20 protein-coding genes are annotated in these 25,824 nt (G+C 44.6%); 6 read left to right on the forward strand and 14 right to left on the reverse strand.

The window, feature by feature from the left end; genetic code table 11:
- Positions 1–168 precede the first annotated feature (168 nt).
- The 6 genes from QUF61_RS01925 to ispH form a co-directional block, all read right to left on the reverse strand.
- On the reverse strand, positions 169–690 hold the full coding sequence (locus QUF61_RS01925; protein ID WP_289680200.1) for a Fur family transcriptional regulator: 522 nt from the start codon (positions 688–690) through the stop codon (positions 169–171).
- On the reverse strand, positions 683–1,330 hold the full coding sequence (locus QUF61_RS01930; protein ID WP_177428609.1) for a Uma2 family endonuclease: 648 nt from the start codon (positions 1,328–1,330) through the stop codon (positions 683–685). Before QUF61_RS01930 ends, QUF61_RS01925 begins: the two co-directional genes overlap by 8 nt.
- Positions 1,290–1,967, reverse strand: coding sequence for a protein-L-isoaspartate(D-aspartate) O-methyltransferase (locus QUF61_RS01935; RefSeq protein WP_103921719.1), 678 nt, complete (start codon positions 1,965–1,967; stop codon positions 1,290–1,292). The genes QUF61_RS01930 and QUF61_RS01935 overlap by 41 nt, the downstream gene beginning before the upstream one ends.
- Positions 1,968–3,032, reverse strand: coding sequence for a microcin C ABC transporter permease YejB (locus tag QUF61_RS01940; RefSeq protein WP_289680201.1), 1,065 nt, complete (start codon positions 3,030–3,032; stop codon positions 1,968–1,970).
- Between the two features lie 458 nt (positions 3,033–3,490).
- The gene (locus QUF61_RS01945; RefSeq protein WP_289680202.1) at positions 3,491–4,684 is read right to left on the reverse strand and encodes a class I SAM-dependent methyltransferase; all 1,194 of its coding nucleotides are present in this window, start codon (positions 4,682–4,684) and stop codon (positions 3,491–3,493) included.
- A 35-nt stretch (positions 4,685–4,719) separates the two neighbouring features.
- Positions 4,720–5,643 (reverse strand): 4-hydroxy-3-methylbut-2-enyl diphosphate reductase, encoded by a 924-nt coding sequence (ispH, locus tag QUF61_RS01950; RefSeq protein WP_289680203.1) that lies wholly within the window; start codon positions 5,641–5,643, stop codon positions 4,720–4,722.
- Between the two features lie 585 nt (positions 5,644–6,228).
- Here ispH and cyaY point away from each other — a divergent pair.
- The 3 genes from cyaY to rep all read left to right on the forward strand — a co-directional run bounded on the left by cyaY (position 6,229) and on the right by rep (position 11,197).
- The gene (gene cyaY, locus QUF61_RS01955; protein ID WP_286019522.1) at positions 6,229–6,570 is read left to right on the forward strand and encodes an iron donor protein CyaY; all 342 of its coding nucleotides are present in this window, start codon (positions 6,229–6,231) and stop codon (positions 6,568–6,570) included.
- A 6-nt stretch (positions 6,571–6,576) separates the two neighbouring features.
- The gene (locus QUF61_RS01960; protein ID WP_289680205.1) at positions 6,577–9,090 is read left to right on the forward strand and encodes an ATP-binding protein; all 2,514 of its coding nucleotides are present in this window, start codon (positions 6,577–6,579) and stop codon (positions 9,088–9,090) included.
- 79 nt (positions 9,091–9,169) lie between these two features.
- A complete protein-coding gene (rep, locus tag QUF61_RS01965) occupies positions 9,170–11,197 on the forward strand; it encodes a DNA helicase Rep (RefSeq protein WP_289680206.1) in 2,028 nt (675 codons plus the stop codon).
- A gap of 10 nt (positions 11,198–11,207) precedes the next feature.
- Here the strand turns inward: rep and glnD are convergent, their stop codons facing one another.
- A complete protein-coding gene (glnD, locus tag QUF61_RS01970) occupies positions 11,208–13,883 on the reverse strand; it encodes a [protein-PII] uridylyltransferase (RefSeq protein WP_289680207.1) in 2,676 nt (891 codons plus the stop codon).
- 137 nt (positions 13,884–14,020) lie between these two features.
- On the opposite strand from glnD, the gene QUF61_RS01975 reads away from it, so the two are divergent.
- A complete protein-coding gene (locus QUF61_RS01975; RefSeq protein WP_289680209.1) occupies positions 14,021–15,160 on the forward strand; it encodes a hypothetical protein in 1,140 nt (379 codons plus the stop codon).
- A 16-nt stretch (positions 15,161–15,176) separates the two neighbouring features.
- Here QUF61_RS01975 and QUF61_RS01980 read toward each other — a convergent pair whose 3' ends face one another.
- The 7 genes from QUF61_RS01980 to QUF61_RS02010 all read right to left on the reverse strand — a co-directional run bounded on the left by QUF61_RS01980 (position 15,177) and on the right by QUF61_RS02010 (position 21,385).
- Positions 15,177–15,569 carry a hypothetical protein gene (locus QUF61_RS01980; protein ID WP_289680211.1) on the reverse strand — a complete coding sequence of 131 codons (393 nt, stop codon included), beginning with the start codon at positions 15,567–15,569 and terminating at the stop codon, positions 15,177–15,179.
- A gap of 33 nt (positions 15,570–15,602) precedes the next feature.
- Positions 15,603–16,301, reverse strand: a complete 699-nt coding sequence (gene murU, locus QUF61_RS01985; RefSeq protein WP_289680212.1) for an N-acetylmuramate alpha-1-phosphate uridylyltransferase MurU — start codon at positions 16,299–16,301, stop codon at positions 15,603–15,605.
- The gene (locus tag QUF61_RS01990; protein WP_289680213.1) at positions 16,301–17,509 is read right to left on the reverse strand and encodes a type II secretion system F family protein; all 1,209 of its coding nucleotides are present in this window, start codon (positions 17,507–17,509) and stop codon (positions 16,301–16,303) included. Before QUF61_RS01990 ends, murU begins: the two co-directional genes overlap by 1 nt.
- Before the next feature lie 24 nt (positions 17,510–17,533).
- The gene (locus tag QUF61_RS01995; protein ID WP_103920546.1) at positions 17,534–17,869 is read right to left on the reverse strand and encodes a glutathione S-transferase N-terminal domain-containing protein; all 336 of its coding nucleotides are present in this window, start codon (positions 17,867–17,869) and stop codon (positions 17,534–17,536) included.
- 60 nt (positions 17,870–17,929) lie between these two features.
- Positions 17,930–18,532, reverse strand: coding sequence for a hypothetical protein (locus QUF61_RS02000; RefSeq protein WP_289680214.1), 603 nt, complete (start codon positions 18,530–18,532; stop codon positions 17,930–17,932).
- A 6-nt stretch (positions 18,533–18,538) separates the two neighbouring features.
- A complete protein-coding gene (locus tag QUF61_RS02005; protein ID WP_103920548.1) occupies positions 18,539–19,003 on the reverse strand; it encodes a hypothetical protein in 465 nt (154 codons plus the stop codon).
- Positions 19,004–19,549: 546 nt separating this feature from the next.
- Positions 19,550–21,385 (reverse strand): CHASE domain-containing protein, encoded by a 1,836-nt coding sequence (locus QUF61_RS02010; RefSeq protein WP_103920549.1) that lies wholly within the window; start codon positions 21,383–21,385, stop codon positions 19,550–19,552.
- A gap of 230 nt (positions 21,386–21,615) precedes the next feature.
- Here QUF61_RS02010 and clpB point away from each other — a divergent pair, with 230 nt between their 5' ends.
- Together clpB and QUF61_RS02020 are read left to right on the forward strand one after the other, a co-directional pair.
- Complete coding sequence (clpB, locus tag QUF61_RS02015; RefSeq protein ID WP_289680218.1) at positions 21,616–24,198, forward strand: ATP-dependent chaperone ClpB; 2,583 nt, start codon at positions 21,616–21,618, stop codon at positions 24,196–24,198.
- Positions 24,199–24,311: 113 nt separating this feature from the next.
- Positions 24,312–25,817 (forward strand): adenylate/guanylate cyclase domain-containing protein, encoded by a 1,506-nt coding sequence (locus QUF61_RS02020; protein WP_289680219.1) that lies wholly within the window; start codon positions 24,312–24,314, stop codon positions 25,815–25,817.
- Positions 25,818–25,824 lie beyond the last annotated feature (7 nt).

Raw genomic sequence — 25,824 nt, forward strand, 5'->3', positions numbered from 1 at the left:
CGCGTATTCTGTGGTAAAAAATAATCGGGGTCTGAATAGTTACAATAAAGGAGGTTAGTAGGTCCATCCCTGGACTTCCTTCCTGGAAGTATTTAATCCTTGTCTATTCATCCTTGAATATATGATATTTAGTATATCAATATACCCTTATATTGCAAGTTATTTTTTTCAGGCATTACGGATTCGTACCACCACATCCATGCTATCCAGGCGGGTACCATCCGGTAAAATCGGTGTTGTAATACCTGGATCATCCACATCCATATCAAACAACTCACCCGTATCAATATTATAAAAATGGTAATGTGCGGTGGTATTTGAATCGTAAACCACCTTGCCCGGATAAACCGTTAATTCCCGAATCAGACCCTTGGCGACAAACAAATTTAAGGTGTTATAGATCGTTGCTTTAGATACCTGACGCTCTGCATTATTCACCGCCAGCAAAATTTCATCCGCACTCAAATGTTGCGGAGCTTTTAATAAAAACATGGCAATCTGGATACGTTGCTGGGTTGGAGTGATACCCAGTTTCATCAGACGGCGAATCACTGAGGGGCGATGATCACCAATATAAGTGGCGCTATTATTATCAGTTGTTGGTATTGTTTTGTGTTTCATATGCAATTGCTCGTTAAAGAATATACCATTAAGCTTGTATTTTGCTTCTCCGGCAATTGCCTTAATCAAAAACATCCTGATAAAGTTCATCAATACCACATTCAAAATTAAGACTGGGCAAGGCTAATCGCTGGTGATTTTCTGCCGGGTAATAAAACCACTGACCTTGATTGAAACGAAAAATATCCACTACCTGCCGTTTTGAGTCAATCAGGATATATTCTGACAACTGGGGCAGTTGTCGATATAAAGAAAACTTAAGGCCACGTTTAAATGCTTCATTATCTGGGGCAAGAATTTCCAATATAACCTGAGCTTCTTTTTTATATGCAGCGCTGTGGCTGTTTTTTGCCGAAACAAATAAATCAGGATAAACACAGGAATCTGCCGCTTCAATATACAACCGGACATCGCCCACATGTAATTGGTAATCGGTTGTGCTGAGATGTTCATTTAATAAAAAAGCCAGATTCATGCGCAGGGCGAAACTGTGTTCATCGGGCTCTGTCTGTGCATATAATTGGCCTGATACCCATTCATTGGGAATTTGTTGTAATTTTTCCTGATCTAAGTAGGCTTGAAAGTCCATAATACCCGTTTCTTGTTTATTATCCTGGTTAATGCCAGAATTTTCCAGTGTGTGATACTCAAAATCCCCACAACCATATTTATTGAGTTCCATTGCAGAGGGGAACAAAACTGACCGCATCCAGAGCTTGCTGGTGAATCCCCTGTTCATCGCGTTGAATCAGGGTTAAGGTTTGGGTTTGGTATTGATCGCCCAGCGGTAGTATTAAACTACCACCCACAGCAAGCTGATCCAGTAAGGCATAGGGGATTTCATTCGGTGCCGCTGTCACCAGTATGCCTTGATAAGGCGCATGTGTCTCCCAGCCCCACTGTCCATCGCTGTATTGCAGTTGAATATTGCGCAGGCCAAGTTCTTCCAGACGTTGCTCGGTACTTTGTAATAAAGGTTGAATACGCTCAACACTATAAACCTGCGGCACCAGTTGCGCCAGGATAGCCGTTTGATAACCGCAGCCGGTGCCGATTTCCAGGACTGTTTCAGGAATGCCGTGACGTAGCAGCAATTCAGTCATGCGCGCAACAATATAGGGTTGCGAAATGGTCTGATTAAAACCAATGGGCAAGGCGGTATTATCGTAAGCATGACTGGCAATCGCTTCATCAACAAAGACATGTCGGGGGGTAAAGCGTATTGCCTCTAATACGGGTTCAGAGCGGATACCTTGCTGGCGCAAGCGTTCGACCAGACGATCACGCGCGCGCTGGGAGGTCATACCGCTGCCGACAAATTTTTTTAGATGTGACGGTATATTCATTTACTTTGCTGCATCAAACTGAATTCTGGGATCAATAAGTACATAACTCAAATCGGTCAGCAGTTTACCGACTAAACCCAATAAAGTAAAAATATACAGGGTTGCCAGCACTACCGGATAGTCCCGTTTTAATACGGACTCATAAGACAATAAACCCAGGCCATCAAGCGAAAAAACGGTTTCTATCAATAAGCTACCGGTAAAAAATGCGCCGATAAAGGCTGCCGGAAAGCCAGTAATTAATGGAATAATAGCATTACGAAAGACTTGTTTATAGAGTATGGCTTGCTCCGTTAAGCCCTTGGCACGCGCTGTTAAGACGTATTGTTTGCGGATCTCTTCCAGAAAACTATTTTTGGTCAGCATGGTCATCACTGCAAAATTACCGACCACCATGGTGGTGATGGGTAAAAATATATGCCAGAGATAATCCAGGATTTGTGCATACCAGGGCAGTTCATCCCAATTATCGGAAACCAGTCCACGCAGGGGAAACACATCCCAGAAACTGCCGCCACCGAATAATACCAGCAAAAAAACGCCCAGCATAAAACCGGGAATCGCATAACCGACCAAGATGATACTACTGGTTGTAACATCAAAAGAGGAACCATCTTTCACCGCTTTTTTGATGCCCAGCGGAATGCAGACCGCGTAAGTCAGGAAAAAAGTCCACAATCCTAAACTGATAGAAACCGGCAGTTTCGAGATGACCAGCTCAACTACAGATTGTTGATGAAAATAGCTTTCGCCAAAATCAAACTGTAAGTAATGATCCAGCATGAGCCAGAAACGCTCCCATACCGGTTTATCAAAGCCATAGAGCTTTTTCAGCGCATCCAGTTGTTCGGCATCCAAACCTTGCGCACCCTGATAAATGCCTTGCACCCCCATGCCGGTACTGGCTTCAGCGCCACCTAAACCACCATGCTTGCCTTGTAATTGTTCTGTCAGTTGCTCTATCGGGCCGCCAGGTACAAACTGGATGATCATAAAAGTGACTAACATCACCCCGAATAAAGTCGGAATCATCAATAACAGGCGTTTGAGTATATAGTGGAACATATTGAATCACCGGAGTTCGATGCAAGCTTATTTTTGTGCTAATCGCGCAAAAAAACACTCTTGTCTCATGCTAAGGAGTGAGAATTTTATAACTTCAGCAACTTGACTGGTCTTTTTCTCCATTTTCTACGTTGTGAAAACAGTTACATAGCTTGCTATGCGCCTGTTTTCACGCCTTGAAAATGAATAAAAATCCTACGCCCAGTTTCTGTATTTATTTTATCCTCACTCCTAAGGAGTGAGAATTTTATAACTTCAGCAACTTGACTGGTCTTTTTCTCCATTTTCTACGTTGTGAAAACAGTTACATAGCTTGCTATGCGCCTGTTTTCACGCCTTGAAAATGAATAAAAATCCTACGCCCAGTTTCTGTATTTATTTCATCCTCACTCCTAAGCTCTTGATAGTGTGCACTGGATTTAAGCATGTTTGGATAAAAAACCTTATGCCTTACATCGCTAACCCAGACGATAACGTTGCTCTCTTGGGAAACCTTGTAAAGCTATATCAATTTCCTTACCCAAAGCAATCACCTTGAATAATTCTCCCATTTCTGAGGGCAGGGTCAGGGTTTGTATGTGTTTGGACAGACGCGCATGATTTTCCACATCATCGGGATCAGACAGGGCAAAACGCTCAGGCAGGCCACAGGCTAGCAGAAAATCAGCCTGATTGCTGTAAGCGCAGACATCCAGACCAGCATCCAATGCCGCTTCCGCAACGGCGGTAAAATCAACATGTGCGGTAATATCCTGCAAGCCCGGATACAAAAACGGATCGCCGTGGCTATGATGGCGATAATGACAATATAAGGTGCCTTGATCGCGCTGCGGGTGATAATATTCATGACGCGGAAAGCCATAATCAATCAGCAGTATCAAACCGTGTTGCAAAATCTCCGCAACACTTTGCAGCCAGTGCGCCAGCGCTGGGTTCCACTCGGATTCATAGCCTTCGGGCAGGCTTGACAGCACATCGCTTAATCCATGCTGTAATTGCGTCGCCAGATTTTCCGGCATAGTTTGCCATTGCCAATGAAACCCCTGGTTTTCCTGCCAACTGACACAAGCCCGTTCAAATTCTCCCGCTGCCTTAATACGAAACTTTTCCACGGGCATGGCATCCAACACTTCGTTGGCGAGAATCACCCCCTGGAAAGGCTGTTCTGGTAAATGATCCAACCATTGCACCCGGTCTAAATACGTCGGAATATGTGTTTGCAGGGTTTCACGCTGGCGTTGGCGTAGTTCTGCGCTGAGTTCTAAAATCCAGTATTGCTCAGGCAGAGCATTTAAATTTGCCAGTTCTTTGAGCAGTTCCGCTGCCATAATACCGGAACCTGCGCCAAATTCTAAAATAATTGCCGATTTATCTGCTATTGCTGCAAATATTTGCTGACATTGCTGCGCCAGACATTGTGAAAACAGGGGGGAGACTTCCGGTGCCGTTATAAAATCACCCGCAGCACCAAACTTGCGCAGGCTGTTACTGTAATAGCCTAAGCCTGGTTCATACAGCGCAGCCTGCATAAAGGCTGAAAACGGCAGTTGTCCACCTTGTTGCTGAATTTGGCTTTTGATATTGGCTATCAATTGCTGGCTGAGCTGTTGTGCGTTGCTATCAGGTTGGGGGAGTTGACTTTGAGTGAGCATAAATTATTTGAGTATAACCTGTTTCATTCTATTGATTACAAAATTTCGGGTAATTTAAAGGTCGTATTTTCTTGAATCCCATGCATTTCATGTACCTGCTTAATGCCCAATTGTGATAGACGTTGAATAACGCCTTGAACCAAGTCTTCAGGGGCTGAAGCACCCGCAGTAATACCCACCTTTGTTTCATGTTTAAACCACTGTGGCTGAATATCATCCGCATCTTCAATTAGTTCAGATGCAATGCCGACTTGTCGGCCCAGTTCCATCAAACGATTTGAGTTTGAACTGTTATGCCCACCCACCACTAATAATAAATCAATATCCGTAGCCAATTCACGCACAGCATTCTGGCGATTTTGCGTGGCATAACAAATATCTTTCAGGGAAGGGCCTTGAATTTTGGGGAAATATTGTTGTAATGCGCTGATGACATCTTGCGTGTCATCCACGCTTAAAGTCGTTTGTGTAACATAGGCTAATTTTTCAGGGTCAGCAGGCTGTAGCTGCTCAACTTCGGCGACACTGCATAAAACATGTACCGGATCATCAAGTTGTCCACAGGTGCCTTCTACTTCAGGGTGTCCGGCGTGTCCGACAATGACCACGCTCAGCCCCTGCTTTTGGTAACGCTGCGCCTGATGGTGGACTTTGGTAACCAGTGGGCAGGTGGCATCAATCGCATGCAGTTGTCGTTGTGCAGCATCCATGACCACTTTACGTGGCACACCGTGGGCACTGAAAATACATAAAGCACCTTGTGGAACAATATTAATATCTTCAACAAAAATCGCACCACGCTGACGTAAATCTTCAACCACGTGGCGGTTATGCACAATTTCATGAAAGACATAAACTGGTGCGCCGTGTTTTTCCAGGGCTTGCTCGACAATTTTAATCGCACGCACTACGCCTGCGCAAAATCCACGCGGTTGTGCGAGAATAATTTCCGGTATCATATAAAGTGAAATGCCTGCTTGTTTGTTTGTGAAGGGGGTATCCCGAATATTTTATGAATTGTCATGATGTTTGCACAGTAATTTATTTCATAAAGGGATTTTTTATTGCATACCGTACGGCTGCATTCCCAAAAAATGACATCCCTATAAACCTGTTGTCATATAGTTTCTGTTAAATTTGAGAAATTCTGATTGTTCTCACCGTTCGCTTATTTCACAACTCAGTTTAACAAATTACCCGCTCAAAGCCAGATATATCGTAGCAGGAAAGTCCAAGAGTGATAAAACTCATTTCACCTTTTTTAAGGATGCAGCTCAATCAAGTGGTAGTGATTTACCCCATGCTCAGTCCTTGCCAGTTGCCATGTGCCTGAAAGTGTTTGTCAATTAACGCTGCTAGGCGTATCTTGTTCATCTGCTCCACAGTAGGTCTTGTGTTCTCGGGGTAAATTGTTGGAACTCTATTTCAGTAGTTTAGCCAAATTTGACGAACGCCTGATCAATTTGAGCAAACGCTGAGTGATATGATAAAAAAAGTCATTATGTAACTTGTAACCTACTGAAAAATAAAATTTGGTGCTGATTATGAAAATAAATGAATCTGACTTTAATAATTTAGTTGATGCAACCCTGGAATGGATCGAAAATTATCTGGATGAATGTGATGTTGATATTGATTATGAAACCAGTGCAGGTATTTTGACCCTGGAATTTGAAAATGGCAGTAAAGTGATTATTAATCGTCAGACGCCTGTGGCTCAACTTTGGTTGGCGGCGCGTAGTGGTGGTTTTCATTTCAATTATGATAATGAACAGCAACAATGGTTTTGGGATAAAGAGGACACACCATTTTGTCACATACTCAATCAGGTTTGCCTGGATCAAGGTGCGTTTAGCAACAGCGATATTGATTTTTGCCAGGAGTAAATCCACTTGCAACAGGAAGCGTTATACTTTATTTTTTTACTGGCGGCAATTGCCTACAGTTTGTATCTCTGGTATCGCTTAAATCGTCTGCAAATATATTCTGATAAGCGTGATAGGCAATATCATAACTTGCAAACGGAGTTGGAAAAGCAAACAACCACATTATGTCATACTGAAGCCAATCTGGTGCGTGCATATCATATGGCAAAATTGGGGGATTTTCACCATAATCTGAATACAGGAGAAATTATCTGGTCTAAAGAACTATGTCAAATGGTAGGACTGGGTGAGCAGGCGCGTTCCCTAACCCTGGATGAAGTGAATCATTTATTGCAGCCAGAAGATATTAAGTGCTGGAAGCAGGCTTTACATGAAGTGATTACCCAAGGTTGTATTGCTGATCTCGATATCACCATTCATCACTCAGACAAGCAGGAATTTTACTATTACCGTAATCGTTTTGAAGCAATTTTTAATGAACAGGGAAAGGCTGTTGAAGTTTTTGGTACGCTTCAGGATATTACCACGCATAAACGCACAGAAAATTCCCTGAAAAAACAAAATGTCTATGAACACGCAATTGCAGAGTGTTCCCGCAGCTTATTAATACCACCATTAGATGATCCACAAAAAAAACAGGATATATTAATCCAGGCATTAAAATCATTGCTGGATGGTTTACATATCAGTCATGTCATGCTGGTTAAAAATATCCAGAACCCCGATCTGGGAGCCTGTTTTGAGTATGTGGCTGAGGTAACTGTAGAGCAGAGATCTTATCAACAGAAAAAATATTTACCCTGGTCAATTTTTCCGCCAGAATTACAAGCAGCACTAAACAAAGGCCAAAGCATAGGGGGAATGACACATGAACTGTTCAAAGAATACCCACTGGCGCTAAAACATTTTGATACGCTGTCTCAATATTGTTTTCCCATTCATTTTAATGACCATTGGTGGGGAACTATTGGCTTTGGCAATTGTATTGAACCACGTATGCTCGATGAAATGGAAATCATGCTGTTGCAAACCGTTGCTGAAATGTTCAGTAATACCTTGCAACGTTGGGAAAATACCACAGCACTGAAAAAAGCCATTAAAGCGGCTGAAACTGCCAACCACGCCAAATCAACATTTTTAGCCAACATCAGTCATGAATTACGTACCCCATTAAATGGTATTTTGGGTTATACCCAGATTTTACTGCGCCATGGCAACCTGGCTGAAAAACAGCAAAATGGCCTGGAAATCATTCAACAAAGTGGTAGCCACCTACTGACATTGATCAATGATGTCTTGGACATTGCCAAGATAGAAGCAGGTAAACTCAGTTTAAAACCCACTTCGATTTATCTGAAAAATTTTCTGGCAGAAGTGGTTGCCATGATACAGATGCAGGCTCAACAAAAAGACCTGTCCTTGATTTATCAGCAAGATAATAGCCTGCCAGACATTATCTGGGCCGATGAAAAACGTTTGCGGCAAGTGTTATTAAACTTATTGAGTAATGCCATTAAATTTACCGCACAGGGTGAAGTTGCATTATCAGTACATATACAGTCAAAAATACCAGAGACAGCAGCAAAACCGATAGAACAAACGCAGCAAATGGATATTTTTTTTGAAATAAAGGATACGGGTATTGGTATCTCCAGTGAGCTGCAAGCAAATATCTTCAAACCTTTCCAGCAGGCAAATATGAATGCAATGGGAACCGGTTTGGGCTTAACGATCTCTCAGCAATTAGTTGAGAAAATGGGAGGGCAGATTCAGGTAGAAAGCTTACCAGAACAGGGAAGTCGTTTCTGGTTTGAGTTGGAATTCCCTATTTCTGCCACTGCCATTGCGCCGAAAAAGACCTTAAATGGTAGCAAAATTACAGCTTATCGTGGTAAACCGCAGTGTATTCTGGTGGTAGATGATGTCGATTATAATCGTATGTTATTATCAAGTTTATTAAGCCCGTTAGGATTTAAAGTGGTACAAGCTGATAACGGAGAAAAGGCTTTAGCTTATTTACAGCAGCAAACAGTGGACTTGATATTAATGGATTTAACCATGCCGGTCATGGATGGTTTTACAGCTTTTCAAAAGCTGCGTACCTTGCCTGGACTGGCAAAAACCCCTGTTATTGCAATTTCTGCCAATGTTTCACAAGCTGCTCAAGATCAGGTTAAAGCAATGGGTTTTAATTATTTTTTACCCAAGCCCGTCGAATCCAAATGTTTATATTCACAAATTAAAACCTGCTTAAATCTGGAGTGGATAGAAACTGCAATATCACCACGGCCTGCAAAAAAAACAACCAATATTAAGTCTCAAGTACCTCCTTCTGCAAGTCTGGCATACTTAAAAAACTATGCTGAAACTGGAAATATGGCTTGCATCAGACAATGGATTAGCAATACCCAGGCAGAAAATGAGCAATATACGATATTTTCTGAAAAAGTAGAAAGACTGTCTCAAGTATATGATAATAAAGGGATTGTTGAGCTTATTCACGCTGTGGAATCCAAGTAATATTACAAAATAATTACCCATTTTTTGCTATCATGCGCATCAATTCACAGTAGTCACGCAGAAGCACTCCAGGTTCACCATGTTAAAAGATTTAAATCCGCCACAACGGGAAGCTGCCGCTTATCTTGATGGCGCTTTGTTAGTACTGGCAGGCGCGGGTAGCGGTAAGACCCGGGTTATCACCCGCAAAATTGCCTATTTGATTATTGAAGCCAATATGCAGGCGCGTAATATTGCCGCTGTCACCTTCACCAATAAGGCTGCACGGGAAATGAAGGCGCGTGTCGGGAAATTGCTTTCTGCCAAACAATCACGGGGTTTGATGGTTTCCACTTTTCACACCCTGGGACTGAATATTTTGCGCCGCGAAATCAGTATTTTAGGGTATAAAAGCGGCTTTTCGATTCTGGATGCGCAAGATAGTATGCAACTGTTGCAAACCATTTCCGAGCGCAGTCAATTATTGGATAAAGAGCGTTTGCAGGGGCTGCAAAACCAGATCAGCCGCTGGAAAAATGCCTTAGTCACCCCTGAACGTGCGCAGGCAGAAGCGGAAGATAAAGACCAGCACCGTGATGCGCATTTGTATGAACAATACCAACGCCAGCTCAAAGCCTATAATGCCGTGGATTTTGATGATCTAATTGGCCTGCCAGTATTTTTATTTCAGCAGCACCCGGAAGTGCTGGAGCACTGGCAGAAAAAAATTCATTATCTGTTGGTGGATGAATACCAGGATACCAACCAGTGCCAGTATCAACTGGTGCGGCAACTGGTGGGGGTGCGTAATGCACTGACGGTGGTGGGGGATGATGACCAGTCGATCTATGCCTGGCGTGGCGCGCAGCCGGAAAACCTGCATCTGCTGAAACAGGATTTCCCCGGTCTTAAAGTGGTGAAACTGGAGCAGAATTACCGTTCCAGCAAACGCATATTGAAAGCCGCCAATACCTTGATCCGTAATAACCCCCATGTATTTGAAAAAGCCTTGTGGAGTGATAAGGGTCTGGGCGATCAGTTGCGGGTGCTGAGTACCCAGGATGAAGTGCATGAAGCGGAACAGGTGGTGTCAGAACTCATCAGCCACCGTTTTCAGCACCAGAACAAATATCAGGATTATGCAATTTTATACCGTAGCAATCACCAGTCGCGTCTGTTTGAGCGTATGTTGCGCAGTCATAAAATCCCCTATTTTCTCAGTGGCGGCACCTCGTTTTTTTCCCGCAGCGAAATCAAAGACATCATGTCTTATCTGCGTCTGGTGGCGAATCCCGACGATGATAATGCGTTTTTGCGCATTATCAACACGCCTCGCCGGGAAATTGGTGCATCCACCCTGGAAAAACTGGGTACCTACGCCACGGATCGGAATATCAGTCTGTTTGCCGCTTGTTTTGAACTGGGTTTGGCAGAGCGTTTATCAGAACGCGCTTTGCAGCGTTTACAGCATTTTGCCCGCTGGCTGACAGATATCAGCGACCGCGCCGAGCGCAGCGAAGACCCGGTGGATCTGACCAAGGAAATCATTCGTACTATTGATTACGAAGTCTGGTTGCAAGATACCTGCGATAGCGTGAAAGCGGCTGAACGGCGCATGGAAAATATCTGGGAACTGGTGGAATGGCTGGGCAAACTCACCGCAGAAAGTACGGAAAACAAAAAACTGGCTGACTTGGTGGCGTATTTAACCCTGATGGATATTCTGGAACGTCAGGAAGAGAATAAAGCCGAAGAAAATAATGACCGGGTGACGATGATGACCTTACATGCGGCTAAGGGTCTGGAGTTCCCGCATGTATTTCTGGTCGGCATGGAGGAGGAAATGCTACCCCATGCCAATACCCTGGAAGATGAGCAGATGCTACAGGAGGAGCGGCGTCTGGCCTATGTGGGCATCACCCGCGCCCAGCGCAGCCTGACTTTCAGCTTTGCCCAGCAGCGCAAACGTTACGGGGAAATGAAAAACTGCGACCCCAGCCGGTTTTTAGGCGAGTTGCCGGAAGAGGATTTACACTGGCAGGGCGGTAAACAACAAGCAGCGGACCCGGAAGCGCGTAAAGCCAAGGGCAGCGCGAATCTGGCACATATTCGGGGTATTTTGAAATAAACACAAATACTCAAATAACATGCTTTTGCAGCTTTTGTTGCTCCGTATCGTCCAGCCATTCTTTGATCTGAGTGCGCAGGCAATCAAGCTGCTCTGGCAATTGCAGCGGTTTGCCTTCTTTATCAATAATATAAAAAACATCTTCAACCTTGCTGCCAAAAGTGGCAATTTTGGCATTTTTCAGGCGACCGCCACATTTTTGCAAGACTTGGGCAACCCGCGATAAAACACCGGGGCGGTCGGTGGTCACCAGTTCCATCACCGTGTGATGGCTGCTGTGATCAATGGTGAATTCGACTTGGGTGGGAATGGTAAAATATTTAATCTGGCTGGGTTGGTGACGTTTAATGGCGGAGAAATCCTGTGGTTGCTGGCAGGCTGCGATCAAACCCTGGCGTATGACTTCCGCGCGTTTTTCATCCAGATGGGTACTGTCATCTTCCAGTACAGTGTAATGTAATAAGGTACAGTGTTTTTTAGTGGTGATGATATATGCAGCAACCACATTCAGGCGCTGTTTTTCCAGGTATAAAGCGGTGGTGGCAAACAGATCATCACGATCTTCAGTGTAAATGGTAAAATCCGTGCTGCCTTTAAGGGCATCAGGAATCAGCACCAGTGGTTCGTTAGGCGCTTTTAATAAAATCGCGTCAGTTTCTCTGGCAATATCACCGGGACTGCAACGCAGAAAATACTCATCATCCAGGGTGTCCCACAACATACCCACCCCCACCTGATCCGTGCTGTCCAATAAACTATTCGCCTGACGCTTAATGCTTTCAATCCGCACCTGACGGTCAATCGGGTTGCTCAGACCATCTCGCAGCGCGTGGCGGGTACGGTTATAGAGATCTTCCAGCAGCGAGGCTTTCCAACTGTTCCATAATTTTGGACTGGTGGCGCGAATATCGGCAACTGTTAATAAATACAGATAATCCAGATGCGCCAAATCCATCACCTGCAAGGCAAAACGGTGAATCACATCGGGATCGGAAATATCTTGACGCTGCGCGGTGACGGACATCAGCAAATGATTTTTAACCAGCCAGGCCACTAAACGGCTGCCATGCGGACTCATACTATGTAATTGGCAAAATGCCATGGCATCATGCTGGCCCAGTTCTGAATGATCACCACCACGCCCTTTGGCAATGTCATGAAATAAACCCGCAAGATACAGCAATTCAGGCTTGGGTAAGTGTGCCATGATTTTAGAGCACAAGGGGAATTCATGTTGGTGTTTGTCGATGGAAAAACATCGCAGGTTATGTAATACGGATAAGGTGTGTTGATCCACCGTGTAGACGTGGAATAAATCATATTGCATTTGCCCGACAATATTGCCAAAAGCGGGAATATAAGCATCCAGGATGCCGTAGCGCCGCATCATTCTGAGCACGCGGGTCACGCCCTGAGGTTGGCATAATATTTCATAAAACAGGCTGGTGGCACGTAAGTCACTGCGAAAAGCGTCATCAATAGAGGATTTATAATAACGCAGTAAGCGCACGGTACTGGCACGAATTCCTTTGATTTCAGGATGGTTTTCCAGTAATAAGAAAATTTCCAGCAAGGCAAAAGGGCGATCTGCAAACACCCGATCATGCGCGACTTCAATTAAATCATTACATACCCGGAAGCGTTTATTCAGCGGTTTTACCTGATTTTTTTCCGGGCGTAAAATGGCTTCCTGAAATAATTGCAACAACATTTCATTCAATTGACGCACTTCTTCAGCAGTGCGGTAATATTGTTTCATCAGGGTTTCCACGCCGAGATGTTGCTCCGTATCCTGATAACCGAGCTTCTCAGCGATGGTGCGTTGATACTCAAACCCCAGACGATCATCATGTCGCCCGGTTAATTGATGTAACAAATAACGCACTTTCCATAAAAAATTTTGACATTCATTCAGTAACTGGTATTCTTCGTTGGTTAAAAAACCACGACCAAACAGGTTTTGCAGTTGTGGCGATCCAAAATGACGTTTTGCCACCCACAAGACGGTTTGAATATCACGCAGGCCACCAGGGCCATCTTTAATATTTGGCTCCAGATTATAAGCCGTGTCATGGTAGCGGCTATAACGGCTAGCCTGCTCAGCCACTTTGGCTTCAAAAAAAGTTTTGGCAGGCCACATGTGTTCAGGCCCTATCAATGCCTGTAATTGCTCAAACAATGCCTGACTGCCAATCAGTAAACGGGCTTCCAGCAGATTGGTCATCACCGTGATGTCATCAGCCGCCATTGCCTGCGTATCAATTGGGGTGCGCACGCTATGACCCACTTCCAGCTTAATATCCCATAAAAAGGTCAAAAACTGCTCAATATATTCTTGCGTGACATCATCCAGTACATCATGATATAAAAACAATAAATCAACATCAGAAGCCGGATGTAATTCCTGCCGACCATAACCGCCCACTGCCAGTAATGCCACGGCATTTTGGTCAGGCCAGTCATATTGCTGCCACATGTGAATTAATATTTGATCGATTAACCAGCCACGTTGACCAACGATTTCAGTGATGGAAGCATTATCCTGAAAACGTAAATTAAGTTCTTTATCTCCAGTTTTCAAAGCATCACGAAAAACAGGAATAGCAGATTTGGTAGTTTGTAAACGTTGTTGAAATTCAGCAGCATCAAACAGGCGGGTATCAATATAATCGTCAGCGTAGCGCATAGGGTTTCACATAAAAAAAGGTGAATAAAGGGTAAATTATTTTTATAATGGTATCGCATCATACCAGAGTTACTTCTTTTTGAACGCTTAGGAATGGTAATGAAATAAAACCGACTCCTTAAAACTGTACAGCCTTAATGTCCTATCTAAAACCTATTCTATCATTTCTTATTCAGTACCTGCTCATTCTGGCTCAAACAGCCTGGGCGCAAGAGCAAGAAATATTACCACTATCTGAATCTTTTTCACCTTTAGCAGAACTCAGTGCATATAATCCATTACAACAGCATTCAGGCACAAATCTAAATGAGCATACAAACTGGCAGGGCACTTTTTCAGATGGGCAGGTTAGCTTGTCTTTGCAAGGTGATGGGCAGCACTATACCGGCAGTTTAACGATTAATAAACAATATTACCCGGCAACCGCACAACCAGAGGGCCATTATCTGCTGGGGACATTTAACAGTCAGGCGCATTATTTTCAGTTCACTTTGATGCCCCAGAGCGGCGCTTTTCTATTGGATAGTGAAGGTAATCAATTTTTATTAAGACGTACAAATACTTACCAGTCATCCCGACAAGCAGCAAAGAACAAATACGCGAATTTACCGCCTCAACAACAACTAATTCAACACCATCGTTTGAATCAACGTATTCGTAAAGATTTTCAACAGTTTTTACAGCAGCTCTGGTACTGGATGGGGGGTGATGCACAAAAGTCAGCCGGTAAGCGGGGAAATGCACCACAATTACAAGGCATGGCGCTGTTACGTCAGCAACTGATTCCACAGGTGCAGGCATTACACCTTGAATTTCAGGAACTGACCCGCCTCAGTCAGCAACTGGAACAAAGCGGCGCTTTTGGCAAAAATGCAACTGCCGTGTTTCATCGTTTTACCCTGCTTGGGGAGCGTGGCACAGTGCTTTTAGGAAAGTGGCAGCAATTATTGGAATATCTGGCACAGGTGGATTGGCGTAAAGATAATCAAAACCTGTATAAAAAACTTAAAAAGGTGTTACCGGTTGCTACTCAAAATCTTATTATACTGGCAAAAAACTTTGTCGTACTTGCCCGTATCAGCAGCCATATCCCCCCTAAACTTAAGGGTGGCAGCCCCATGCAGTCCCTGTCTGCAATGCCAGTGCCTGAAATACCGCCCAGCGTCATGAATGTAATGCCCGGTGGTGGCAACCCCGCTCAGCTAAAATGGGAAATTATGCGCAACATGAGTGAGATGATGCGTGATGCCATGCGCATGATGGGGGCGGATTTTTAGAAATTGACTGCCACTTTTATGACTCAGAAATCCGCTTACCCAGATTTTTCTCCAAACCAAATTGCCAGGATTGGATAAATAATTGTATGGAGTCGATAAAATCTGCATCATGTTCTGTGCGATTAATCGTACAATGAATCACAACCTTCTCCGGTTCTGGTGCAAAGCCTGTTGTTATGGTCCAGGCCAAGGCATTAGGGCAGTCAGGCAATGAGAAACGAACCCCGCCATTAATCACCTGCCGGTGAACCGTAAATTCTCCCCATACACAATACACATCTGCCTGATTATCATTTTCGATATGGAGCACCTTGTTAATATCCGCACAATATTTATTCAGTTTATCGACAGTGAGTGCTTGCAGTGTTGCCGGGGTTACCTCTATGTTGGCGATGGCAAAAAATTCCACAATTATTTCTCAGTTTATAAGCAATATAAGGGCTTACTTTTTGGCCTCTGAAGTCAGCTTGTCTAATCGCGCTAAACGCTCAGGTGTGCCAATATCCATCCATAGACCATCATGATGTTGTGCACTGACTAAATGCTGGCGCATGGCTTGTTTGAGCAAAGGCGCGAGAGGAAAAGCACCGGCCTGGCAGTGGTTAAACAACAAAGGATGATACACACCGATGCCGGAGAAGGTGAATACTTGTTCCTGGATGTGTTCAGGCAGGGTGGTTTTTTCATAGGCGTGGTGGTCATGTAGCACAAAATCCCCTGCAGGATTGTGTTCAGGATTATCCACCAGCAGCAGATGGGCCAGTTTGCCCGGAGGCAGTTGTAGACTGTCAAGCGCGCAATCACACCAGATGTCGCCATTAATAACAATAAAAGCTTCAGTACTGGTCGGACTTAACCGAGGCAGCGCCTGAAAAATGCCACCACCGGTTTCCAACGCTGTGGTTTCCGGGGAGTAATGAATATTCAGGCCATAATCCGTGCCATTGCCTAAGGTATTTTCTATTTGCTGGCCCAGCCAGGCATGATTGATGACAATATCTCGAAAGCCCGCCTGATATAAATGCTCCAGATGGTAGCTGATGAGTGCTTTTCCAGCCACTTTGAGCAGTGGCTTAGGCGTGGTATCGGTGAGTGGACGCATACGTTCTCCGCGTCCTGCTGCCAGAATCATGGCACGCATTAGAAATTCACATTATTGAGGCTGAATATGGCGGAGAATATGATAATCACCACAGAACCCACCATACCACCCAGCACTAAAATCAATACCGGTTCAATCAAGGACATCAGGCGGCTGGTTTGCTGACGGACATTGGTGTCAAAAGATTCCGCCAGTTTGTTGAGAATTTCAGCCGTGCGCCCAGATTCTTCCCCAACCACCACCAGTTGTGATAATAAAACCGGAAAATTACCAGCTTGTGCCAGGGATTTACCCAAGCCAGCACCGGAGCGTACATTTTCTTCCACGGATTCCAGGTTAGTGGAAAGCATTTGATTTTCCATCACGCCGCGCGCGATATGCAGTGATTTTAACAGCGGGATACCTGATTGCAACAATGCGCCCAGCGTACGACAAAAACGCGAGGATTCTGCCTCCAGCAACAAATTACCCAGTAAGGGTATACGCAATAAAAAACCATCCCGTTGCAAGCGTCCACTTTTGCTGGTTCCCCATTGTTTCCAGGCATAAGCCAGTAAGAACGGTAAGCCCAGCAGCGTCCACCACCAGTGTTTCAGCCAGTCGCTAATCCCCATTAATAAGGCGGCGGAAGCAGGCAGGGCATCACCCATGTCTTCAAACAGCGGGGTAAACTGCGGTACCACCAGCATCAGCAGCGCGGCAACACTGAACACGCCCACCACCAGCAGTATCAAGGGATAGGTCAGCGCCGCCATCACCGTGCGTCTTGCTTCTTCGGCATCTTCCAGAAATTTTGCCAGGCGCGGCAACAGTTTTTCTAAGATGCCGCCTTCTTCACCGGCATGTACCATATTGATATACATACGCGAGAAAATTTGCGGGTGCGCTTGCAAAGCATCGGCAAGGCTATGCCCATCTTTAACTTCCCGGCGCATTTCATTAATCAAGTTTTGCATTTCTGCGGCGCTGGTAATACCTTCCAGTAAACTCAGTGCCTTATCCAAGGGCACATGCGCTTCCACCAGGGTACATAAACCATTAGTGAAATCAATGACATCGCGGTTTTTTATACCACTGCGCGAGCGCCCGCCACTGGGAGCGGATTCATCCAGTTGAATCTGTACCGGGATCAGTTTCTGGTTTTGCAGTATGGCAACGGCTTCCTGCTCAGTTTCTGCATTAAGAGTGCCTTGGTGTTTTTTTCCCTGCGCATCGCAGGCTGAGTAACGATAGGATTGGGCGGCCATAAATAAACTTGAACTCAGGTTAAATCAGGAAAAGTGTTGTTGTAAATAATGGATAATGGCATCGGATTCATATAACCACTGAATGCCATCGAGTTCTTCAATACGCAGACAAGGCACTTGCTCAAGTCCACCTTGTTCAAGTAATGCTTGGGAAAATTTATATTTTTGGGCATTGCGTAATTCAATGGGCAGGTTCAAGCGCCACAGCTGACGTCGGACTTTAATACAATAAGGGCAGGCAGGGAAATGATACAGGCTTAAATGCACGCAGTTTTCATTCACTTGCGCTTGTGCTTCGGGGCTGCGCTGCTGAGGTTTGCCGCCCATGAGAAAGTTTTTTATTCCGGCTAATAAATTCATGGTTTTATTTTCTATAGATTTTCAGGTGAATAATTTCCCAATCAATAATGATAATACTCGCTATTGCAAATTTTCCACTTGATTTATTTGATTAAACATCCAGTTCAGCGTATTAAATACCTGCTGTAATTCCGTGGTAGCCGATAAATATCTCGGATCAATCACAAAAATATTATTTTCCAGCTTACCAAACTGCCAAAGTGCGCCGGTTGTGACAATGCCATAACAAATACGTGCCTGCGACAGGGAGGATGCGACCATTTCCGATAAAGCCTGTGTCCAGCCATCATCAAAATTGTCTTTTTTAGCTTCAATGATGCAAAGTGAAGGTTCTGCCATTGCGCCATATTTCGTTTTTGCGGCAATCAAATAATCAGGCTCGCCAACCAGACCTTTTTCTTCATCCACGTTATATGGCACATGTGACCAGACCTTTAAGGGGTAATTGTCCGCCACTATATCTAAAATAGGGCGAATCAGCGCGTCACAAATTGCAAATTCGTTGATATAGTTGGTATCATCTTTGAGTTTTTTGGCAATCATCTCAAACACAATATTCAGAATTTCAAATGGCTTTTGTGCGACAAATGGGGTTCTGTCTGATACCGTAATATCAAATTTAATCGCCACTTCTTCAACTGATTTGAACTTGCCGTAAGACATAAAGGCTTATTTTTGTTCCAGTTCCAAACGATGACCTGCATGACAAGCGACACAATTTTGCATTAATTCCGTCAGTTGTTTTAAAGCATAAGCGCCGTCACCCAATGACTCGGCATCCATTGCAAGCTGGTCGAATTTAGTATGCGTATCAAAGCCAAGCCGTTTAAATGCGATGGGCAGTTTTCCTATGAGTGAGCCGGGAACCTCGCCTTGTGCTGCTGCCCCCACTTTTTTTGCATATTCCACAACCAGTTTCATGTCATTATCAGCAATACCTTGGGTTATTTTCTGGATACTCTCTAAAAATGCCCGCATTTCTGTAAGGACTAAATCCCTCTCCGCAGGCGTGAGATGTATTGCCATCCTGCCATCGGTACTTTCAGTAACGCTGCCTTGAATGATAAATTTATATGCACCACCCATAATAATTAAAAAGAGTAGCAGAAGCATTGCGAAACATTTTTTATTCACTTATTTATCCTATTGCACTATTTATGTTCATTCTTCATTTCCAGATTCTACCTGGGAATGTTTACCCTGGAGGCTCAGCCTAAGGAGTGAGAATTTTATAACTTCAGAAACCTGGCTGGTCTTTTTCTCCATTTTCTGCGTTGTGAAAACAGTTACATAGCTTGCTATGCGCCTGTTTTCACGCCTTGAAAATGAATAAAAATCCTGTGCCCAGTTCCTGCACTTATTTCATCCTCACTCCTAAGCCGTATTTGCGAGATATGCATTTCCAATCTGGACATTGGGAAAGAGGTAAATCAGAATTTGCTTAAGTCAAAACGTTCCGGTCGGGTTTACACAACCCGACCGGCTTGAGACGTAGCAGCGCTACGTCTCTATATTTAGCTTAAGAGTGAGAATTTTATAACTTCAGCAACTTGGCTGGTCTTTTTCTCCATTTTCTACGTTATGAAAACAGTTACATAGCTTGCTATGCGCCTGTTTTCACGCCTTGAAAATGAATAAAAATCCTGCGCCCAGTTTCTGTATTTATTTCATCCTCACTCCTTAAGCATTATGCGCAGGTAATTTCAAAATATAAGTTGTACCCTTGCCAGATTCAACTTCAATATCAAATTTACCGCCCATCATTTGCCAGAAGTGAGAACTGATAGCCAATCCCAGACGTACTGACTGTTCACTACCACTGGCATGGGGATCAGGGTGCGCCAGCGCTTTCAGCAGCCATTCACGGCGCTCAGAAGGCATACCGCCACTCATGTCTTTGACGGCAAAGCGAATCCATTCTTTGCCACCTTCAACCTCTCTGGCGACATGTAAGTTAATTTCACCATTTTCCGTGGCATCAGAAGCATTGTTTAACAGGTTAAACAGAATCTGGTGCAAACGGGTAATATCAGTTTGCATGGCACCAATATCTTCCGGACAGGTAACATTCAGGGCGTTGCCATTTTGTTTGGCTAATACCGTGGAGATTTTTTCTACTTCTTCCACCAGATGTGAAATCTTACAGGTTTCAGAATGAATTTCCACGCGCTGACTTTTAATTTTGGATAAGTCCAAAATACCATCGCTGAGTGATAACAGGTATTTGGCGGAGATATTCACTTTTTCAACATCACCAATAATGGTGGGGTCGTCCATATCTTCGGCTTCTTCCTGCAATAATTCGCTGTAGCCGATAATTGCGTTCAGCGGGGTGCGCAACTGGTGGCTCATATTCGCCAGGAAGCGGGATTGTGCGATATTAGCTTCCTGTGCAGCTTCTGCCATCAGGTAAGCATGGCGTATGGCGTTGTAAAAATAAGCTGCCAGCAGGAAGGTTAATAACAGCCCCAGTATTAATACTACAGGTGCTTGCCAGGAGCTGGTGATACCTTGTAGATAACCGGGTGCTGGCGTACAGGTAACGGATAACTTACGTCCTGCAATCTCAAATTCACGGGTGATTTTATATTTTGCGCTGTCTATATTCTGTGTCAACTCACTGTCATCCAGCATATCCAGAATTTCTTCATCTACCTGTCCCGGCAGGAAATGCAGGAAACGGGAGTCATCATCCATATCTTCTGACATATCAAACACGCGAATATCAATCGGGCGTGGTTCCAGAGTATCCATGGCATTATCCAGTACTTTACCAATCAGATACACGGTCATTGCAAAACCGGCAAAAGCCGTGCGACGTTGGGCAATGGTTTGAATTGGCATGTCGTTTTTATAAATGGGTATAAAGACCACCGAGCCATGTTGATTAGCCGTATCCGGCACCAGGGTGGCGTGGGAAATAGCCAGCGAGTTATTTTCATCCCGCGATTCATGCAATAACTGACGGCGCTTTTTATCCGCAGAAATATCAAAGCCCACGGAGGCTTCATTACCTTCAATCGGTTGCACGTAATACAGTGGCAGGTAACTGTCACGTTCTGTGGCATTTACAATTTTATTGTCGGCGTTGAGTTCGCTAATCCGGAAGTTGGGGTGTAATATCTGAGTTTTTTCAATAAACTGCGTACGTTCATTGTTACGAATATAAGGAATCCACTCAATTGCCTGAATTGAGGGGTCTTGCGTAATAAATGGCATCACATAACTTTGAAATAATTCCGGACCCATGTCAGTGCCCACGGAATTAAAAAAGGCTTTCAGGCTGGCAATCATTTCCATTTTATGCGCCAGCGTGCGTTGTATGGAAACTGCCCGGTCTTCTGCCGCCTTATTAAAGTTTTGCTTAATGCGGTCTTCTTCCCAGGCGTTCACAAAATAATATAAGCCAATAGAGACCAGAACACCGACTGTTAAACTCAAAATAATCGGCAGATAACGTTGTGTAAAGGGTTCTTGAGATTGCATGGATGCTTGGGTGGATGCTGTATTGTCCACTGTGCTCCTCCTTCATGAAAAAATAAAAAATCAAAAAATCTATCTAATTTAAGAAAAGCTGGGGTGCCATTATAGCCATTAGCACTTGGCTTCAGGCACAAGTTATGCCAGAAAGCTTAATCTAAATTACGGTCTGCGCCAATAAAAATATTTCCAGAAATATTGATTCCAGATAAATCAATCCAACATCGGGAAGCAATAACTTAAACATAACATGAGAGAACTATCGCATGAATATGGAAAAAATTACTGCAAAATTTCAACAGGCACTGGCAGAAGCGCAGAGTCTGGCTATCAGCCTGGATCATTCATTTATCGAGCCTATTCACCTGATGATTGCCCTGTTAGATCAGGAAGGCGGTATTACCCGTCAATTATTAGGCCGTGCTGGGGTCAATGTCAATGCCTTGCGCAATACATTAATGACACTTTTGCATAAATTGCCCAGCGTCACCGGAAGTCATCAGGGTGAAGTACATGTTTCCCGCGAGCTTGGCCGCTTATTAAACCTGACCGAAAAACAAGCACAAAAACATCAGGATCAATTTATCTCCAGTGAATGGTTTGTACTGGTGGTGCTGGAAGACAAGGGGGAAATCGGCAAATTACTGCTCCAGGCGGGTGCTAATAAAGCCCTACTGGAACAGGCTATTGAACAAGTTCGTGGTGGACAGTCTGTTGATGACCCCAATGCCGAAGAACACCGTCAGGCACTGAGTAAATATACCATTAATTTAACTGAACGTGCAGAACAGGGTAAATTAGATCCCGTTATTGGTCGGGATGAAGAGATTCGTCGTACCATTCAGGTTTTGCAGCGCCGCACCAAAAACAATCCGGTATTGATTGGAGAACCAGGCGTTGGTAAAACTGCAATTGCTGAAGGATTGGCACAGCGTATCATCAATGGTGAAGTACCGGAAGGCTTAAAAAATCGCCAGGTTTTATCATTGGATATGGGCGCATTAATTGCAGGTGCCAAGTTTCGAGGTGAATTTGAAGAGCGTTTGAAAGCGGTGTTAAAAGATCTTGCTAAACAGGAAGGCCAGGTTATTTTATTTATTGATGAATTGCACACCATGGTCGGCGCAGGTAAAGCCGATGGCGCAATGGATGCCGGTAATATGCTCAAACCCGCCCTGGCACGGGGGGAGTTGCACTGCGTTGGTGCCACCACGCTGGATGAGTACCGTAAATTTATTGAAAAAGATGCCGCTTTAGAACGCCGTTTCCAAAAGGTGCTGGTGGACGAGCCGAATGTAGAAGATACCGTCGCTATTTTGCGTGGCCTCAAAGAGCGTTATGAAGTCCATCATGGGGTGGATATTACCGACCCGGCAATTGTCGCCGCAGCCAGCTTGTCACATCGTTATATCACCGACCGCCAACTGCCGGATAAAGCCATTGATTTAATTGATGAAGCTGCCAGCCGTATTCGCATGGAAATTGATTCCAAGCCTGAGCGCATGGATCGCTTGGATCGGCGCTTGGTGCAATTAAAAATTGAACGCGAGGCAATGAAAAAAGAAACCGATGAGGCTTCTTTGAAACGTCTGGAAAAATTAAATACCGACATAACCGGATTGGAAAAGGAATATGCGGATTTAGAGGAAATCTGGAAGGCAGAAAAAGCAGCAGTGCAAGGTGCACAGCACATCAAAGAAGACCTGGAACGCGCCCGTATTGAAATGGAAGCCGCGCAGCGTACTGGTGATTTGCAGCAAATGGCAAAAATCCAGTATGAGCGCATCCCGGCGCTGGAAAAACAACTTGCCGCAGCAGACCAGGCCGAAACCTATACCATGGAATTGTTACGCAATGCGGTGACAGAAGAAGAAGTGGCAGAAGTGGTTTCACGCTGGACGGGCATTCCCATCACTAAAATGCTGGAAGGTGAACGCGATAAATTATTACGCATGGAACAGGCAATACATCAGCAGGTGGTGGGGCAGGACGAAGCCGTCAAGGTGGTTGCCGATGCCATTCGCCGCTCACGCGCGGGTTTATCCGATCCTGCAAGACCCAATGGCTCGTTTATGTTTCTTGGCCCTACAGGCGTGGGGAAAACTGAACTGACCAAAGCCCTGGCAAATTTTTTGTTTGACACGGTTGATGCCATCGTGCGGGTAGATATGTCAGAATTTATGGAAAAACATTCCGTGGCCCGTTTAATTGGCGCACCGCCGGGGTATGTGGGCTATGAAGAAGGTGGTTATCTCACTGAAGCCGTGCGCCGCAAACCCTATTCCGTCATACTGCTGGATGAAATTGAAAAAGCCCACCCGGAAGTATTTAACGTACTGCTGCAAGTATTGGATGATGGTCGGCTGACAGATGGTCAGGGACGCACAGTGGATTTTCGTAACACGGTGATTGTCATGACCTCTAATCTGGGATCACAAATCATTCAGAACATGGCGGGTGAGGAACAATATGGCGAAATGAAAGCTGCGCTGATGGATATTATCACCCAGCACTTCCGTCCCGAATTTATTAACCGTGTGGATGATGTGGTGGTATTTCATCCCTTACAGGAAAATCAGATTCGGGAAATTGCCAAGTTACAGGTGCAGCGTTTACAGCAGCGTCTGGCTGAGCAACAGATGGGGCTGGAAATCAGTGATGAGGTTTTAAGTCATGTCAGCCGCACCGGTTTTGACCCGGTCTATGGTGCCAGACCCTTAAAACGGGCAATTCAGCAAATGCTGGAAAACCCGTTGGCACAAGCTCTGTTAAGTGGGCAATTTGTACCGGGACAAACTATTAAGGTGGACTGGCAAAATGAAAGCATTCGCTTCGGGAATGGCATGTAGTAAATTTCCTGGAGTGCTCAAAAATATATTTTTATCTCCCGCTAAGGCGCTAAGGCGCAGAGGATGCTATCATGACCGCCTCGGTAATAATATCTGCCTGCACACGTTAATTTATGGACACAGAACACGGCATTGCGCTGACTTCCCACCGGATTACGGTTTTATTGATCGATGATCAACAGATCATCGGCGAAGCCGTGCAGCGCATGGTGCATGAAGAACCGGATATTGATTTTCATTATTGTCAGGATCCCACCCGCGCCATTGGGCTTGCCAATAAAATCCAACCGACTGTTATTTTGCAGGATTTGGTGATGCCTGAAGTACAGGGTTTGACATTAGTGCGTTATTTTCGCGCCAATCCGGCAACCCGTGATGTGCCACTGATTGTTTTATCCAGCAAGGAAGAAGGTGATGTCAAGGCTAAGGCTTTCAGTGTCGGCGCTAACGATTACATGGTCAAGCTGCCTGATCCGCTGGAGGTGATTGCGCGTATTCGCCATCATTCCCGGGGTTATATTAACCTGCTGGAAAGAAATGAAGCCATGAAGGAACTGGAAAAAGCCAATGGCTTTATTCGCCAGACTTTCGGACGTTATTTGTCTGAAGATGTGGTGGATACATTACTGGAATCCCCTGATGGTCTGGAACTGGGCGGAGAAAAGCGTGTTGCCACGATCATGATGACGGATTTACGGGGGTTTACCGCCATCAGTGAACGCCTGCCACCGGAAACGGTGGTTGCCATGATCAATATTTATCTGGAGCGCATGACAGATATTATTTTCAAGTATCAAGGCACCATTGATGAGTTTATCGGCGATGCAATTCTGGCGATTTTTGGCGCGCCGGTACAACGTGATAATGATGCCCAGCGCGCTGTGGCTTGCGCACTGGAAATGCAGCAGGCAATGACGGAAGTCAATCAGATGAATCGTGATGCGAATTACCCAGAAGTCGATATGGGCATAGGCATTAATACCGGCGCGTTGGTGGTAGGCAATATTGGCTCTAGCAAACGCGCTAAATATGGCGTGGTGGGGCAGCATGTCAACCTGACTTCACGCATAGAATCTTATAGTATTGGTGGACAGATTCTGGTTTCTGAGCATACCCTGAAAGCTTGTGGCGATATATTACGCATTGATGAGCAGATGGAAGTGATGCCCAAGGGCGTTAAAAAACCCATGACCATCAGTGAAATTGGTGGTATTGGTGGAGACTTTAATATTTATTTACCTGAAAAGATAAGCCAGCCATTATCAATACTGGCTACACCTTTGGCGATTCAATTTACGGTGTTGGCGGAAAAAGATGTAGGGCAGGTTTTATGGCCTGGTAAAATTCTGCGCTTACTGGAAAATAGCGCCGATGTGGAAACCCAAACCCCTATTGATAAACTGAGTAATCTAAAAATCAGCCTGCTTAATGCGCAAGAGGCTGTGTTGTATCAGGAACTCTATGCTAAAGTAACGGCTATATTGCCAGCAACTGCACCAGTGGCAGAATCGGCAACAAAACAACAAGACGACACACAACAGTATTTATTCAGAATTGTCTTTACCTCATTACCACCAGAAGCCCAAGCATTTTTGAAAACATTAAATTTAAAAGTCTAATGCTTGA

Origin of the sequence: Candidatus Venteria ishoeyi (genome assembly GCF_030378065.1) — a bacterium.
GTDB classification, from domain to species: domain Bacteria; phylum Pseudomonadota; class Gammaproteobacteria; order Beggiatoales; family Beggiatoaceae; genus Venteria; species Venteria ishoeyi.

Coding starts and splice junctions, on each gene's coding strand:
- glnD (WP_289680207.1), bottom strand. CDS start 13,883: ATGCGCTACGCTGACGATTATATTGATACCCGCCTGTTTGATGCTGCT.
- QUF61_RS01990 (WP_289680213.1), bottom strand. CDS start 17,509: ATGGCCGCCCAATCCTATCGTTACTCAGCCTGCGATGCGCAGGGAAAA.
- QUF61_RS02000 (WP_289680214.1), bottom strand. CDS start 18,532: ATGTCTTACGGCAAGTTCAAATCAGTTGAAGAAGTGGCGATTAAATTT.
- QUF61_RS01935 (WP_103921719.1), bottom strand. CDS start 1,967: ATGAATATACCGTCACATCTAAAAAAATTTGTCGGCAGCGGTATGACC.
- rep (WP_289680206.1), top strand. CDS start 9,170: ATGTTAAAAGATTTAAATCCGCCACAACGGGAAGCTGCCGCTTATCTT.
- ispH (WP_289680203.1), bottom strand. CDS start 5,643: ATGATACCGGAAATTATTCTCGCACAACCGCGTGGATTTTGCGCAGGC.
- cyaY (WP_286019522.1), top strand. CDS start 6,229: ATGAAAATAAATGAATCTGACTTTAATAATTTAGTTGATGCAACCCTG.
- QUF61_RS01945 (WP_289680202.1), bottom strand. CDS start 4,684: ATGCTCACTCAAAGTCAACTCCCCCAACCTGATAGCAACGCACAACAG.
- QUF61_RS01930 (WP_177428609.1), bottom strand. CDS start 1,330: ATGCGGTCAGTTTTGTTCCCCTCTGCAATGGAACTCAATAAATATGGT.
- QUF61_RS01995 (WP_103920546.1), bottom strand. CDS start 17,869: ATGAATTTATTAGCCGGAATAAAAAACTTTCTCATGGGCGGCAAACCT.
- clpB (WP_289680218.1), top strand. CDS start 21,616: ATGAATATGGAAAAAATTACTGCAAAATTTCAACAGGCACTGGCAGAA.
- murU (WP_289680212.1), bottom strand. CDS start 16,301: ATGCGTGCCATGATTCTGGCAGCAGGACGCGGAGAACGTATGCGTCCA.
- QUF61_RS02020 (WP_289680219.1), top strand. CDS start 24,312: ATGGACACAGAACACGGCATTGCGCTGACTTCCCACCGGATTACGGTT.
- QUF61_RS01940 (WP_289680201.1), bottom strand. CDS start 3,032: ATGTTCCACTATATACTCAAACGCCTGTTATTGATGATTCCGACTTTA.
- QUF61_RS01975 (WP_289680209.1), top strand. CDS start 14,021: ATGTCCTATCTAAAACCTATTCTATCATTTCTTATTCAGTACCTGCTC.